Origin of the sequence: Streptomyces sp. NPDC017225, from assembly GCF_044331465.1 — a bacterium.
GTDB lineage: Bacteria > Actinomycetota > Actinomycetes > Streptomycetales > Streptomycetaceae > Streptomyces.
In genome coordinates this window covers 314,138-330,160 of the sequence record NZ_JBIRNE010000008.1, presented here as the reverse complement: position 1 = coordinate 330,160, position 16,023 = coordinate 314,138, and the positions used below count along the sequence as shown (strand labels likewise).

At 68.2% G+C, this 16,023-nt stretch carries 8 protein-coding genes; all 8 read right to left on the bottom strand.

Going from position 1 to position 16,023, the window contains the following annotated elements; translation table 11 throughout:
• Positions 1-169: 169 nt before the first annotated feature.
• The 8 genes from ACH4NX_RS20205 to ACH4NX_RS20170 all read right to left on the bottom strand — a co-directional run bounded on the left by ACH4NX_RS20205 (position 170) and on the right by ACH4NX_RS20170 (position 14,849).
• Positions 170-1,102 carry an ornithine carbamoyltransferase gene (locus tag ACH4NX_RS20205; protein ID WP_398129210.1) on the bottom strand — a complete coding sequence of 311 codons (933 nt, stop codon included), beginning with the start codon at positions 1,100-1,102 and terminating at the stop codon, positions 170-172.
• Positions 1,090-2,553, bottom strand: coding sequence for a helix-turn-helix domain-containing protein (locus ACH4NX_RS20200; protein ID WP_398129211.1), 1,464 nt, complete (start codon positions 2,551-2,553; stop codon positions 1,090-1,092). Before ACH4NX_RS20200 ends, ACH4NX_RS20205 begins: the two co-directional genes overlap by 13 nt.
• 439 nt (positions 2,554-2,992) lie before the next feature.
• Complete coding sequence (locus ACH4NX_RS20195; protein WP_398129212.1) at positions 2,993-3,688, bottom strand: formyltransferase family protein; 696 nt, start codon at positions 3,686-3,688, stop codon at positions 2,993-2,995.
• Positions 3,689-3,726: 38 nt separating this feature from the next.
• Positions 3,727-3,927, bottom strand: a complete 201-nt coding sequence (locus tag ACH4NX_RS20190) for an MbtH family NRPS accessory protein (protein WP_398129213.1) — start codon at positions 3,925-3,927, stop codon at positions 3,727-3,729.
• Positions 3,927-5,159: a cytochrome P450 gene (locus ACH4NX_RS20185; RefSeq protein WP_398129214.1), complete on the bottom strand. Its 1,233-nt coding sequence runs from the start codon at positions 5,157-5,159 to the stop codon at positions 3,927-3,929. Before ACH4NX_RS20185 ends, ACH4NX_RS20190 begins: the two co-directional genes overlap by 1 nt.
• 2 nt (positions 5,160-5,161) lie before the next feature.
• Positions 5,162-6,946 (bottom strand): beta-ketoacyl synthase N-terminal-like domain-containing protein, encoded by a 1,785-nt coding sequence (locus ACH4NX_RS20180; protein WP_398129215.1) that lies wholly within the window; start codon positions 6,944-6,946, stop codon positions 5,162-5,164.
• Positions 6,947-6,981: 35 nt separating this feature from the next.
• Positions 6,982-8,802, bottom strand: a complete 1,821-nt coding sequence (locus ACH4NX_RS20175; protein ID WP_398129216.1) for an amino acid adenylation domain-containing protein — start codon at positions 8,800-8,802, stop codon at positions 6,982-6,984.
• Positions 8,799-14,849: an acyltransferase domain-containing protein gene (locus ACH4NX_RS20170; RefSeq protein WP_398129217.1), complete on the bottom strand. Its 6,051-nt coding sequence runs from the start codon at positions 14,847-14,849 to the stop codon at positions 8,799-8,801. Before ACH4NX_RS20170 ends, ACH4NX_RS20175 begins: the two co-directional genes overlap by 4 nt.
• Positions 14,850-16,023: the final 1,174 nt, after the last annotated feature.

The window sequence follows — 16,023 nt, the reverse complement described above, 5'->3', positions numbered from 1 at the left end:
GCGGCCGCCTGGTTCTTTTTTGGGGGGGGGGGGGCCGCCCCCACCCCCCCCCCCCCCCCCCCCCCCCCCGCGCGCCCCCCCCCCCCCCCCCCCCCCCCCCCCCCCCCCCCTCCGCTGTGTACAGCCGCTTGGCCTCTGCGTTCTTCTACATGCGACGTGCGGTTGTCATTCAGTGCTCGTGCTCAGTGCCGGTGATGCACCACTCCAGTACAGACATAGCCGCCGTCATCTTGTGGTGTGCCTGCCGCCAGGCGCGGCTGCGTGCGCCGTCGAGCACGCCGTCGCTCACCTCCTGGCCACGCACTGCGGGCAGGTCGTGCAGGAACACGGTGTGCGAAGACGCGACCTTGGCGACGAACTCCTCGTCGATACGGAACCCCTCGAACGCCTTGAGCCAGTCGGCGTCCCTCTTCGGTACGCCCATGGTCTGCCAGCGGCTGGTGTAAATGGCGTCCACTGTTCCGGTGACCTGGTCGATGCCGGTGCACTGCGTCACGTGGGCGCGGCCGGCGCCCAGCCGCTCGACGGTTTCGAGGACGTGGTCGGGGACTCCGTAGCCGGCCGGACACAGCAGGGTGAGCCGCAGCCCGGGGGTGAGGGCCGCAGCGTACGCCAGGGCCGTGGCCGAGCTGTTGCCCTCGCCGACACACAGCACGTGCCGCCCGGCCAGGGAGCCGAACTCCTCGGCGACGGTGGTCAGATCTGCGATTGCCTGGGTGGGGTGTTCGCACTCGCTCAGAGCGTTGACGACGGGGAGGGAGGCGCTCTCGCTCAGGCTGCGCATCTCCCCGAGGGGGCCGTTGGTCCGTACGACCAGGGTGTCGAGGTACTGCGACAGGACGCGGGCGGTGTCCTGGAGCGTCTCGCCGGTGACGAGTTGGAGGTCGTCGGGTCCGTAGGCGATGGTGTGGGCGCCGAGCCGGGTGGCGCCGGCCCAGAACGAGGTACGGGTCCGGGTGGAAGACTTGTTGAAGTAGACGCCGACGGCCCGGTCAGCGAGGCTCTTGGCCCGCGCTCCTTCGCGGCCGAAGCGGGTGGCGCGCGCGACGAGATATTCGAGTTCGGCGGAGTTCAGATCGGTGAGCGAAATCAAGTTGCGCATATCGGGGTGGCGAGCCTTTCTACGGATTCGATGGGAGAGACGGCGGCGGGCACCTGGGCGGCGACGGGCAGAGGGGCCCGACGTTCCGCTGCCAGCAGGTGCTTGACCAAGTTAAGGACGCTGAAGCGGCTCACCCCGTCAGCTTGCGACTCCTCGGCACCGACCGGGCAGATCAGTCCTCGCACCAGCAGCGCGTGCACTCCGCGTCCGACCCATGCCGGGTTGCCCCGTGTGTCGTGCGCGACGGTGTCGACGGTCCAGGAACTCTCGTATCCGGCGAGGGCGTGCAGGAGGGCTCCGTGCTGCGGGGAGAGTCGGGCGATGGAGTGTTCCAGGGCACAGCGAAGCCCGAAAGCGGCACCGGGGTCGGAAACTGGCTCGGTGAGGGTCACTGGGGAGCGCTGGGCCGCTTCGAGGAGTTGGTGAGGGGCGTAGACGGAGAGCCAGGAGGCCGCGGACTCGAGTGCCAGGGGTACTCCGTCAAGGGCTTGGCAGACGCGGGCCATGGTGGCGACGACAGCTTCGGTGGGCAGGACCTCGGGCCGCAGGTGCCGCAGGTAGGACATCATTAGGGACACTGCCGGCTGCTCGGCGAGGGCCACCGATGTGCTGTCGGCGCGCGGGGCTAACGGCGCGAGCGCCAGTAATCGGCCGCCGAGACCCAGTTCGGGGTCCCTGGTAGTGACGAGGACTCTCAACCGCGGGTTCATGTCTAGGAGTTGGACAACCGCCGACTTCACTGCACCGCTCACCTCCAGGCCATCGAGGACAAGCAACGGGGTCCCGTCGATGACCTGTGTGAGCTCGGCTAACGAACCACAGTCATTGAGCAACTCGCGCACCCAGTTGGCGAGCACCTGCTGGGGCCGCCCCGCTAGAGCGTTGACCGAGCCTCCCATCGGCACCCACACGATTGGAGTCTGATGCCTGCGATGCAGTACCTGAGCGGCTTCGAGAGCCAGCCGGGTCTTACCCACGCCCATGCCGCCGACGATGCTGACGAGCCGCTCGCCATCGGTGCCCAGCAGTTCGGTGACGGCGCGCAGCTGCGGACCACGACCGACGAACGGTCCGGTCGACATTGGGGGTACGGCGGAGTGAGTGTTATCCACCTTCTGGAGCGTGTCGGCGACGGGCTGGCTGCCGGCCGCCATCTCGAGGGCGGCGCGACGCGGGCCGCTGAGCCGCATGGCGTCGGCCAGGAGCCGGACGGTCTCCTTTCGCGGCCGCTGGACACGTCCCAGTTCGAGGTCACGGATGGCCCGAACGCTGACCGTAGAGAGGCCAGCCAGTTGTTCCTGCGTCAGCCCGGACCTAGCTCGGGCTTCCTTGAGTAACTGGCTCAGTCGCTGGGCATGTCCGCTGACGCTCGCCTCGATCTTGGGCGCCGCCTGGACGGCGAGAGTGCCCGTTCCCCTCATGCGATCGGCCAGGGTCGTCTGATCAGGCATTTCACTCCAGATTGAATCGCTGCGTGCAACCGTTGGCTTGTCGGAGTACCAGACCTTGAACTGCTACCAATCGGCCTAAAGACAACACTCCTCGCTCGATTTCGCGGCGGCGTAGCATCTGCGGTTCCTAAGGCCGGCCGATCGATCGTGCCTTTCGCATCTCTCCCGTACGCATAAAGCACTAGCTGCTGATGCCGTTGACGTGGTACAGGAGGGGCGTGCCAGGCCAGCAACACTCGCAGCAAGCAGAGCGCGCGGCGGAACTGATTGGATCACGCAGCGATAAACGATCGATAAACGCAGCTCGACAGTCATGTCGGGGGTCGCGCTCCGGGACCGACACCATGGACTCAAAATCCCGCAAAGACCCGCTGCAGCACCAGCCGGACCGCCGCCCTTCACGCCGTCGAGATCGCCTGTCGATCGGGGCGAGAAAGGTTCACTGCGCGTAAAGTGCCCACCTGCTGCCGTCGATGGACGCCGTTCCGGGCAGTGCGACGAGTTCGGGCTTGAACAGCGGTTGCGCGCTCATCGCGGGCTCCCAGGTCGCCATCTTCTCGTCCTGCGGGACCTCGATCCGCTTGCCCTCGGCGAGGTCGGCGACCACCTTCAGGAGCAACCGCACGCCGAGCGGGGCCAGATGCTCGCGCCACAGGCTCTGCGCGGTCGAGCCCGGGGGAACGAACAGGTGCTCCTGTCCGGCGAGCGGACCGGCGTCGGTGCGCTCGGTGAGGTGGTAGACGCTCCCGCCCGTCACTTTGTCGCCGTCACGGATCGTCCACCGGATCGCGTCCCTGCCGCGGTGGAGCGGCAGCAGGCTGGGGTGGTAGCCGATGGTGGCGACGGAGGCCCTGGCCCGCGTATAGCGGCCGAGGAAGGCGTGCGAGTGCGCGGCGACGATGATGTCTACCCCGTCGGGGATGTGCATCGCGCGCAGTTCGGCCGAGTCCGTCCACGGGATGTCCCGGGGGAACGCCCAGGAGCGCAGGCGGTCCCAGGACATCGCGTTGCTCTCGTCGGACCTCCCCTTGCGCAGCCGGGGCGCTGCCGCACCGACGATCTTGTGCCCTTCATCGAGGAGAGCTTCCGCGACCTGTACCGCGAAGGCCCCCTGTCCTGAAATGTAGATGTTCATTCGCACTCCTGCGGTCGCTGGGCGGGTGTCTGTCAGCGTCAGGCCGCCGGCGCTCCCACCGCCGCGGTGAAGTGCCGTTCGACGTAGTTGAGGGCGCCGTCACGGTCGGGGCAGGAGTGGACGATTCGCCAGCCCTTCGGCACGTCCAGGTGCGGGCACCACAGCACGTACTGCTCGGCGGCGTTCGTCACCCCCAGCCCGCCGTATTCGCTGCCATCGTCGAAGGGGTTGCCGCTCATTAAAGGACCTCTTTCAGTCCGGAGTGATCGGGCAGGAACCGCACCGGGAGCGTGGAGAACCCGGTTAGGAAGTTGGATCGGATGGGCAGCGCCTCGTCGGTCTGCTCGAAGCCTGTGATGAAGTCCCGCAGCGACTGGAGCAGTTCGGAGATCTCCACCTTGGCCAAGTAGGAGCCGACGCAGAAGTGCGGTCCGTACCCGAAGGCCATGTGCTTGTTGGGGGTGCGGCCGAGGTCGAAATCCCCGGGCCGCTCGAAGACCCGCTCGTCCCGGTTGCCCGAAGCGTGCCACAGCGTGACGATCTCGCCGGGACGCAGCGTCACACCGTGCAGCTCGGTCTCGCGGACGACGCTGCGCCCGAAGTGCATTGTGGGCGAGGCCCAGCGCAGTACCTCGTCCACCGCGGTGTCGACCGCGACCTCCCCTTGCTTGAGCCGCCGCCACTGCCCGGTCTCGACCGCGAGCGTGCGGACGCAGTCGATCATCGTGAGACGGCTGGTCTCGTCGCCCCCGATGATCAGGCTGTAGCAGTTGAGCACGACGTCCTCGTCGGACAGCGGCACACCGTCGATGGAACTGCCGACCAACATGCTGATCACGTCGTCGCCCGGGGAATCGCGACGCTCCTCGACGAGTTCCATGAAGTACATCAGGATCTCGTTGCGGGCCATCTCGGAGTCGACCTCGTCGACCCCCTCGTCGTCAGTCGACAGCGCGGTCTTGGTGAGCGAGAGCAGGAACTCCCTGTCCTGCTCGGGCACGCCGAGCAGGTTCGAGATAGTGGTCATCGGGATCCGGCTGGCGATCTGCTCGGCGAAGTCGCAGCCGCCCGACTCGACCGCCTCGCGGATCCACTGCCGGGTGTTGGCCCGCACCGTCTGCGCCACCTCATTGAGCACCCTCGGCGAGAGCACCCGTTGAAGGATCTTGCGCAGCTCGTGGTGGCGGCGCCCGTCAGTGACGGCCAGCATCCGGCCAGCCCCGGCGTCACCGCCCTCCAGCAGCGTGACCAGCACGTTGCCGCGCTCGGACGTAAAGTTCGTGTTGTCCCGGTAGGTGGCCATGATGTCGTCGTAGCGGGAGAGCACCCAGAATCCGCGGCGGCCGTCGACCGGGGGGTTCCAGTGCACCGGTGCGGTGTCCCGCAGGCGGCGCCAGAACGTGTCGAGGTCGTGGTCCGCGAAGGTGTCCGGGTCGCCCAGGTCCAGGGTGTCCAGTGCCGGTGAACTCATGATCACCAGTCCGTACGCCAGAACCGGCGCGGCTGGAACGGATACGTGGGCAGCGGCACCCGGTGGCTGGTCTCCCCCTGGTGCAGGGAGTCGAAGTCCACCTGCTGGCCGGTCACCCAGGCGGCGGCCAGCTCGGACAGCGCCTGCGCGTCCTTCCCGGTCTGCACGATTCCCTTGTCGTTGCGCTGGAACGCGTCGACGTCCACCCGCGGTGCTGCGGCGGTCTTGGTGGCCGGGCCGTGGGCGGAGTCGTCAGACAGCGCGGCGACCAGTTCCTCGCGGCTACGGACCACGGCCGCCCAGCGGCGCGCCATCACCTTGCGGCCCAGGTTGAGGCTGAAGCAGATGTCGTCGAGACGCAGGTCGGGGTGGGCTACCAGCCAGTCCTTCAGCCGTGCGCGCTGCCGGGCGAGCGCCTCGTCGTCCAGGGCGGACAGCGTGGCCAGGCGCGGCCTGCCCTCGGCCTCGGGAGCACGCTCGGCGAGGGACGGTGGTTCTTCGAGGACCAGGTGCGCGTTGTAGCCGCCACCGCCGATCGAGGTGATGCCCGCGCGGCGGATGCCGGACTCCGGACCCCAGTCCGCCGTCTCCAGCTGCGGCACGAACGGGGTGCTGGGGAGGTCGAGGTCCTCGTTGACCTCGGTCAGGTTGATCGTCGCCGGCAGTGTCTTGTGGTACAGGGACATCGCGGCCTTGATGGCGCCGAAACCGCCCGACACCACGCCGCCGTGGCCCACGTTGCCCTTGACACCGCCGATCGAGGTGGTGGCGGTCTGTTTGCCGAAGGCCATGCTCGCGGCGTGCACTTCGAGCTCGTCGGTCATCGGCATGCCGAGACCGTTGGCCTCGTACATGGAGACGGTGTCCGGGGTGACGCCGCCGACCTCCATGGCGTTGGCGATGCACGCGCTCATCCGCTCGGGCTGGGCCAGGCCGTAGGCCATCACGCTGACGCCGTTGTTGTTGACGGCCGAGCCCTTGACCACGGCGTAGATGTGGTCGCGGTCGGCGACGGCCTGCCCCAGCGGCTTGAGCAGCACAGTGACGACGCCGCTGGACAGCGCGGTGCCGGTGCCGTTGGCGTCGAACGGCCGGCAGTGGCCGTCCTTCGACAGGATGCGGTTCTCCTCCCACAGGTGACCGCGGGGGTGCGGCAGACGGACCATCGAGCCGCCGGCGATCGCCATGTCGGTCTGACCGAGCAGCAGCGACTGGCAGGCCAGATGCACCGAGTAGTGGAAGCCCGCGCAGACCGCGGCGACGGTGACGGCCTCACCGATGAGACCCATGTAGTATAGGGCGTTGGACGTCATGGTGTCCGGCGACCAGGCCAGGCTCGCCTCGATCGCCTCGGGACCGACCGACACGCGGTCCGGCGGGGAGCTGTAAAGGGCGGCGGTCTGCGGGTTGTTGGCGCCATACATGCCTATCTCGGCGTTGATCCGGTCCGGGTCGTAGCCGCCGTCCTCGAGCGTCTCCCATGCGCTCTCCAGGAACAGCCGGTTCTCCGGCGTCATCGCGGCCGCCATCCGGTCGCTGATGCCGAACACCGACGGGTCGAACTTGTCGTACGTGTCGAGCACACCGCAGGCCCGCACGTAGAACGGGCTGTGGATCAGGGTCTCGTCGACGCGGATGTCGTCCTTGGCCAGGAAGGACACGGACTCCCTGCCGTGGACGAGGTTGTCCCAGAACTGCTCCTTGGTGCGGGCATCGGGCGCCCGCAGGGACATGCCGATGACGGCTACATCGCCTGGGTCGTAGTCCTGCTCGGGGCTTTCGGTCATGGAAGGCTCCTGCTCCGGATTGAGTTGACGGTGACTCAGTTCCTGCTGGAGGCGGCACGGCCGCGCAGCGCGGCACGGCGGGCGCCCGCGCGGCGGCGGGCCGTCCGGACCACCTCCGGGGTGGCGCCGCTCTCCTCGTCGAGCCAGCGGGCGAGGGAGGAGATGTCACGGAAGCTGAACAGGTCGGGCACGCGGACACGGCGGTCGAACCTCCGGGTCATCAGCCGGGCGAGGCGGACGAGCAGCAGCGAGTCGCCGCCCAGGTCGTAGAAGGCGGCCTGGACATCGATGCTCGCCGGTTCGAGGTCGAGCAGCTGGCCCCAGATCTCCGAGACCGCCACCTCGGTCGGCGTACTGGCGGCCGTCATGGGCCCCTCGGAGTCGGCGGCCGGCGGCTCGGGAAGCGCGGCCCGGTCGAGCTTCCCGCCCGGCGCCAACGGCAGCGCGGTCAGGAACACGATCGTCCCCGGCACCATGTAGTCGGGCAGCTCGGTGGCAAGCCTGCCGTTGATGGTGGTCTGGAGCGCGGCGTCCACCCAGACGCCGTCCCGGGCTCCCCCCTCGGGCACGACGTAGCCGATAAGCCGGTTGCCCCGTACGACGGCGGCGGCGTCCCGTACCTCGAGGCAGCCGGTGAGGCGGGCCTCGACCTCCTCCAGCTCGATGCGGTAGCCGCGCAGCTTGACCTGGTGGTCCGTGCGACCGACGAACTGGAGTTCGCCGTCGGCGGTGAACGTGACGACATCACCAGTGCGGTACATGCGCTCGCCGTTGACGAACGGGTCCGGCACGAACCGCTCGGCCGTGGTGCGGGGCCGGTTGACGTAGCCGTGGGCCAGGCCGACGCCGCCGATGTACAACTCGCCGGGCACGCCGACCGGCTGCCGATTCAGGTTCTTGTCGAGCACGTAGGTACGGGCGTGGGCCGACGGTGGGCCGATCGTCGGCTCGTCCGTCCCGTTCTTCGGCACAAGTCCATACGAGCAGAAGACGGTTCCCTCGGTGGGACCGTAGGCGTTGAAGACCCGGTCGGCGTTGGTCTCGTGGTAGGCCCGGTCCACCAGTTTGCGCCGCAGGGGCTCGCCACCGAACACGACGGTGCGTACGCTCGACGGTAGATACCCGGCGTCCAGCAGGCCGTTCATCACCGACGGGATGACGTTGAGGTGGGTGACCTTGTCGACGTACTGGCTCTCCGGCAGATGGACGGCGCTCTCCACGAGCACGACCGCGCCACCGCGGCACAGCGCGGCAAAGATTTCCATCACGGACATGTCGAAGCAGACCGAACTTGCCGCCGAGACACCGCTCAGGTCGCAGCCCTCGAAGAGCCGGTCCACCTCGGACAGCATGGCGACGCAGCCGCTGTGGTGGATGGCCACGCCCTTGGGCCGGCCGGTGGACCCCGACGTGTAGATGATGTACGCGGTGTCGCCGGGCACGACCGGCACGGGCTTCTCGCCTGGCTCGGTCGTCACCGTCTCGTCGAGCACGACCACGGTCGGTCCCGCCGGGCAGTTGGCCCGGGACAGGGGCGTGGTCATCAGCAGACGGGTTCCGCTGTCCCGGACCATGAAAGTCAGCCGCTCGGGCGGGTAGTTTGGGTCCAGGGGTACGTAGCAGGACTCTGCCCGCAGCGCGGCCAGGATGCCGACGAGCAGGTCGGGGGTGCGTTCAACGCAGATGCCGACCGGGACACCGGGCCCCGCGCCGTCGGCGATAAGGCGCTCGGCCAACAGGCGGGACCGCTCGTCCAGCTCGCCGTAGGTCAGGACGCCGGCGTCGGAGTAGACCGCGGTTGCGTCGGGGCTCTTGACCGCTTGCTCGATGAACTCGGAGTGCAGGGTCACGGTCACTGGTCCGTCTCCTCGGGGAGCCCGTCGGACGCGATGTCCTCGAGGGTTAGGTCGGGTTGGGCGATCGAGTCGAAGAGCACAGTGCGGTAGAGCGCGAGCAGTGCCGTCACGGTCTGCCTTTCCAGGAGGCTCGGTTTGTACTGGACGTGTCCCACGACTTCGCCGTCGATGTCGGCCATCGAGATCTCCAGGTCGAACTTGGCGAGGTGCCTGCGGACCTGGAGTGGTTCGAGCGGCAGGGCGCCGTCGGGCGAGACGGTCTCGCCGACGCCGTGGAAGAGCTTGACGGAGCGCGGAAAGGCGTCCGAGGACAGCCAGTTGACCACCACGTCGGACCACGGGGAGCGGCCCTCGGCCCGGGGTGGCTTTAAATGGGACGTCAACAGGTCGAAGGGGTAGTGCATGTGCTCCAGGAGGCCGAGCGAGAAGGCATGCACCTCGCGCAGCAGGTCGCGGAAGCTGCGGTCACCGGCCGGGTTCGCCCGCACAAGCACCGTGTTGACGTAGTAGCCGATGGCGGACTCTCGACCGGGCTCCGCGCGTTGGGCGATGGCGGTGGCCAGAACGGCATCCTCCGTGCTCACCGCACGGTTGAGCGTGGCGAAGAACCCGGCAAGCACTACCGTGCTGATCGACACACCCTCGCGAACTGCGAACTCCCGCAACATGCGGGACTCTTCGGCGCTCCAGCGAAACGCGATGTCGCGGCCTTCGTACGTGACGCCCGGGGGCCGCTCCTTGGTGGACAGGTCGAGGTGCGCGGGCGGGTCGGCCAGCTTCCGCGACCACCAGTCCAGCGCCGCGTCGGCGACAGGGCTCGCAAGCCACTGCCTCTCCCACTCGACGAACTCCGTGTACGGGGCCGCCGGCGCGCTTTCGGCGGGGTCCGCGCCCTCGTAGTACTCCTGGAGTTCGCGGATCATCACGTCCGCCGACGCCGCGTCCGACGCGATGTGATGGACGAGTACCAGCAGGTAGTGGTCCGCGGGGCCACGCGTCATGAGGACGACCCGCACGAGCGGTCCGTTGTCCATGTCGAGTGGCAGGTGCCCGAGCCGCGCCAGTTCCTCGCGGGCCTCTTCGTCGTCCAGGTCCGTGCTGTCGGCCACGTAGAACTCGTACACCGAATCGTCCAGAATGACCTGGTACGGACGGCCTCCGGCCTCCACGAAGATCGTGCGCAGCGCGGGATGCCGCTCGATCACAGCCCGTACGGCGCGGTCGAGCGCCTTCTCGTCGACCTCGGTCCTGATCCGGGCGGCGACCATGAAGTTATAGGGCACGGCGTCCGGCGAGACCATCTGCATGAACCACAGCGAGGCCTGGCCGTGCGAGGCCGGTGCCAGTTCGAGACCGAGTCCTTCGGCGCGCAGCTGGTCCAACGCCGGTGTGTCGGCGGGGACGAGGAGGCCGCGTGCGTCCAGCTCCTCCACGAGCTCTTCGGCGTCCAGCTCGGAGAGGTCGTCGAGGAAGGGCTGGGCGGGCTTGGCCTCGGGTGCGGGTTCGGCCGCTGCCTGGGGCTCCGGCTTCGCCACCGCGACGGGCTTCGGCTGGGCAGCCGGGGGAGTGGCAGGCCCGCCGGTGATCTCGACGAAGTGGTCGACGACCTCGGATATCATCCGGCCGTCCAGGAAGACGACCGGCGACACCCGCTGCCCGAACAGCGCTTGCATCCTGTTGACCAGGCGAATCGCCAGCATCGAGTCCAGACCAAACTCGCGCAGACCTGCCTTGATGTCGAACCTGCTCACCGGGACGCCCAGCGCGTCGGCGAGTTCGGCGAGGACGATCTCCTCGACCGACCTGCTCTCCTTCTCCACGGCCCTTTCCTCCACCGGCGCGACCGCGGCTTCTGTCACGGTCACCGCCGCGGCGGGGGCAAGCGCGGGAACCTGCGCGACATCACGGCGAGGCGTCGGCGTGGTGTCCAGCCAGTAGCGGTCCTTCTGCCACTGCACGAGCGGGGTCTCCACGACCTCGACGTCGTCGGCGAACAACGAGTCGAAGGTCAGCGGAAGGCCCCTGACGTACAGGGAAGCGGCGGCCCCCAGCAGACAGCGGACGTCGCTCTCGCCCCGCCGCAGGGAGTTGATCGCGTGTACCTGGGCACCACGGCTCAGCGCGATCTCCTCGACCGCGCCGCGCAGCGTCTCGTGCGGCCCAATCTCGATAAAGGTGGAGACACCTTCGTCGACCAGCGTGCCGATCGTCTCGGCGAACCGGACCTGGTTGCGCAGGTTGTGCACCCAGTAGTCGACGTCGGCGACCGGGTCCACTGCGCCGGCCAGTGCCGTGGAACGGAACTCGACGGTGTTCAGCAGCGGCGTGATGCCGGCGATGGTCTCGCGCAGCGGCTCGAGCAGCGGGCCCATGCCGGGGCCGTGCACCGGTCGCTCCACGCGGATCCGCTGGGTCGAGACCCCATCCCGCTCCAGGTCGGCCTCAAGGGCGTCGACGGCTTCGGGCGAGCCCGAGACCGCCGCGCTGGTGGGGCTGTTGACCACGGCGATCGCCGCGTGCTCGGCATACGGCGCGAGCCTCGGCACAAGCTCGTCCTCCGGCAGGCCGACCGAGATCATGGCGCCGGGCGCCGCCTTGCGTTCGAGCAGGTGAGAGCGTGCGACCACGACGCGGGCGGCGTCCTCCAGCGACAGCGATCCCGCGACGCAGGCAGCCGCGACCTCGCCCAGACTGTGACCGACCACGGCGGTCGGCCGGATGCCGAGTCCGAGCCAGACCTTCGCCAGCGAGACCTGCAGGGCGAACAGCACCGGCTGCTGGAAGTCCATCTCCTCAAACCTGGCCTCGTCGGCAGAGGCCGCGAGTTCGTCGAGCACCGAGCAGCCGCCCGCCGCGCGCACGGCGACGTCGCAGGCGTTCATCCACGTACGGAATCCGGTGTGCGAGCGCAGGAGCTCCCGGCCCATGCCGACCCACTGCGTTCCGCCGCCGGAGAACACCAGCGCAACGCGTCGGTCGACGCTGCCGGAGACCGTGCCTGTGACGACGTCGGGGTGCGGCTGTCCTGCGGCGACGCGAGCGAGTCCGTCCAGGACGTCCTGGCGGCTGCGGGCGAACAGCGCTATGCGGTGGTTGTGGTGGGCGCGCCTGGCCGCGAGCGTGTAGGAGAGGTCGGAGACCCGCAGGCCCGCGTCACGTTCGACGTGGTTGGACAGCTCACGGCAGGTGCCGGTCAGCGCGTCGGCCGTACGCGCCGTGACGGGGACGAGATGTACCTGCTCGTCGGCCGCGACGTCGCCCCCGCCCGACCTGACGTGCCGCCCACGGTCGCCCACGAGGAACGGGCTCTGAGTGACGGTGAGTCCGGCGGTGTACAGCGCGCCGAGGGAGCCCAGCAGGGTCGAGGCTTCGTCGGCGCCGCGGCGGAGCGAGGGCAGGGTGGTAGCCGGCAGGATCTCCGACACGGACTTGAGCAGGACGGGGTGCGGGCTGAGCTCGATCACCACGTCGATGTCGTGGTCGCGTAGGTTCGTCAGGGCGTCGACCACCCGGATCTCCTGGCGCAAGTTCTTCGCCCAGTAGTCGGGGCCGAGCTCCGTGCCATCGACGAGCTCGCCGGTGACCGTCGAGATCATCGGGATGCGTGCCGTGCGCGGCGTGATGCCGTCGAGTTCGAACTTGAGCGGGGCCAAGACGTGTTCGACCAACGGCGAGTGCGGGGCGTGGCCCATCCTTACCCGGTGGTTCGTGACGCCCACGTCGGTCAGCCGCTGGACGAGGTCGTCGATCTCCTGCGGGGTGCCGGTGACCAGGGTGGAGCCGAGTCCGTTGTAGCCGGACACGGTGAGTTGGCCACTCAGATACTGCTTGACCTCGTCCGCGGCGGTCATCACCACGATGCCCTCGCCGCGTCCCACGGCCAGTTGCTGGAGGAGCCTGCCGTGGTGGGCGGCTAGGCGGGAGGCGTCGTCGAAGTCGAGCGCGCCGGCGATGTGCGACGCGGCGAATTCACCGACGCTCTGCCCCAGGACGACGTCCGGCTCCACGCCCAGCGAGCGCCAGGCCTCGGCCAGCGCGACCTGGATGGAGAACAGCAGTGGCTGGAAAACATCCATGTCGTCGATGCGGCCCTCGGGGTCGAGCAACTGATCGACGATGGAGAAGCCGAGCAGCTCCCGCATCCGCTTGTCGGACCTCATCATGGACCGTCGGAACACCGACATTCCGGCGAGCAGTTGCCTACCCATGCCCACCCACTGCGAGCCGTTGCCGGAGAACAGGAACGCCACCCGCGGCGTGCGTCCGGTCGTCTCCCCGACGCTCAGTCCGGAGGCCGCCTCACCGGTGCCGAAGGCGTCCAGCTGTGTCCTGAGTTCGGCCATGTCGCGGGCGGTGGCCGCGAGCCGGAACATGCCGTTGCCGGGCGCCCTGCGGCAGACCGCGCGCAGGTCACTCTCGTCCCGCAGCGCCCGGGCCCGCTCGGCAAGCGCCTCCCGGGAGTCGGCAGCAAGGAGGAGTAGCGAGGCCTCGGGGCGCGGCAGTTCCTCGACGGCGACGTGACAGATCGCGCCGCCGAAGCCGAACGAGCTGACCCCGCCGCGGCGCGCGTCGGAACGCCGGGGCCACGGCGTCAGCCGGTCCTGGACGGTGAGGTTGTACTCGTCGAACATGATCTGCGGGTTCGGCGCGGTGTAGTGCAGGCTCGGCGGCAGCACGCCGTTGCGCATCGACATCGCGAGCTTGACCAGGCCGACGATGCCGGCGGCAGCCTCCAGGTGCCCGACGTTGGACTTGACGGACCCGAGCCGCAGCGGCTCCGCGCGGTCGCCGCCCAGGACCGCGCCGATGGCGTTGGCCTCGATCGGGTCGCCCAGTGGCGTCGCGGAGCCGTGGCACTCGATGTAGTCCACCAAGTGCGGGGGCACGCCCGCCCGTTGGTAGGCGGTGCGGAGCATCTTCTCCTGCGCCTGGGGGTTCGGCGCGGTCATGCCGTTGCTCAGACCGTCGTTGTTGGATGAGCTACCCTTGATCAGGCAGTACACCGGCAGGTCCCGCTCCAGCGCTACGCTCAGCGGGGCGAGCGCGACGACGCCGGCGCCCTCACCACGTACGTAGCCGTTGGCGCGGGCGTCGAACGACTTGCAGCGGCCGTCCGGGGCGAGCGCGCCCATCGCGTCCATGGCAGTGTAGTAGTCGGAGACGAAGCTCAGGTTCACGCCTCCGGCGAGCACCAGATCGCTCTCGCCCAGCCAGATCGACTGGCATCCAACGTGTACGGAGACCAGCGACCCGGCGCAGGCGGCGTCGATGGCCATGCTCGGGCCCTGCAGTCCGAGGATGTAGGAGACGCGGTTGGCGATGATGCCGTCGTGCATGCCGGTCGCGGTGTGCGGGGTGATCTGATTGTCGGGCCCGCGGTAGTGCGCGAGGGCCGCGTAGTCGCCCCAGCAGGAGGCCATGAAGACGCCGGTGTCGCTGCCGACGAGGCTGTCGGGCGCGACCCCCGCGTCCTCCAGCGCCTCCCAGCACAGCTCAAGGATGAGGCGCTGTTGCGGGTCCATCTGGACGGCTTCGCGGGGGGAGATGCCGAAGAATAGCGGGTCGAACTGGTCGATGCCGTCGATGAACCCGCCCCACCGAACCTTGTCGTTCAAGAGGTCGCGTCGCCCGGCCGGCACCGGGCCGACGGCGTCGCCGCCCTCGACCAGCAGTTGCCAGAATGAGGACGGATCTGGTCCTCCGGGGAATCGGCAGCCGATGCCCACGACCGCGATGGGCTCATGCCATGCCGTACGACGAGCATTGCTCGGGGCAGCGGTCTCTGCGGCACGAGGACCATCGACAAGCGCACGGGACAGCTCGTCGATGGTTGGATACTGCCACATCCAGGTGACCGGAACTTTCCAGCAGAGGAATTCGGACAACGAGGCGGCAAGGGCCGACAACTTCAACGAGTCCAAGCCGTACTGGCGCATCGGTGTCCAGCGATCCACCGCACCCCTGGACAAGTCCACCAGCTCAACAACACGAGAAATCAGAAACTCCGTTACGGCATGCGAATCTCGTGCTGCGCGCTCTTGGGGCATTTCGGCTCCTCAGCAGGGCGGATGGAATGGACTGACAGAGCTTGCGACCAGCTGATTAAGGGCTCAGAAATCGGGTCAGCCATGTGATGAGGAAGCTGCGGCACGCATGCGGCCGATCCGATCAAAACGACCAGGGTCAATGACTCTCAGCCTGGCGAGTCAGCGCTCAGGAAACTGGCCATGAGAACGCGTGCCACAGGGGAGCCAAACGCGACGAAGCCCTCTCAGGAGGTAAGGGGACCCTCATCTTGCTGGGCAGGCTGCCCCCTCCCGATTAGGAAGGCCTGGCGGTAGAAGAACTGGTACCTGCACCCCGACCCCCGTCAATGCATCTTGGCTGAAACAGATCGCTCTCTGCTTCAGAATCACTGCCCGACAGTCCAACCGCCGGCGTGCATCACGTGCCTCCTGAACGCATTGGTTCGCGACTACATTGCCATTGGGAACGTACACTCGAAACTCTCCGTGTGCACAACCGCTGCACCGCCGCGATGCGCAAGGCGCTGGCCGCATCATGAGGCACTCGCTCGACAACTTCAGGCTGCCACCTTGTTCAGGGTGATACAAGTGTCAGCCGTGCATCATGAGGTGTACTGGCGTGATTTGCTGCCCGAGGTGACCGATTCACTCTCTTCTCGAGCAACGACTCGAGCGATTCGGGCGCAATGGGCAACAGGAGGCATTCTTGTTCAACATAAGCCAACTTCGACGCGCCACCGGCCTGCATCAGTAACCCACTGCAGTCGCCAGCAGAGAAAGTCGGCGGCGGCCCTCCGCTGGGCCCCAGCGGAGTGGGAAACCATGGAGCCCTATAACGCTCAGCCCGGATGTGAGGGACACGCTCCAGCGGCGTACAAGTAGGCCGGTCTGGACAGCAGGCGAGCGGCACTGCAAGCTGCTCGGCATGACAATCATGCACGACGAGTCGACGTCGGCTGACGCACGCGTCCTGGTGATGGGCACCGGACGGATAAAACTCGCCACAACACGGCAGCAGCCTACGGGCAGTGCCAACGACGCCTTATCCAGCCATTCCCCTCATCGTCTTGCGGCCGCGCAACCCTGCACACTTGTAGCAGTTGTGGGCGGAGTGTTCGCCCGATTACGGCTCAGCTACCCCTTCCTTCGGGCAGCTGCCGTCAACCGGATACGTGACGGCGGGTCGGCCACCCAG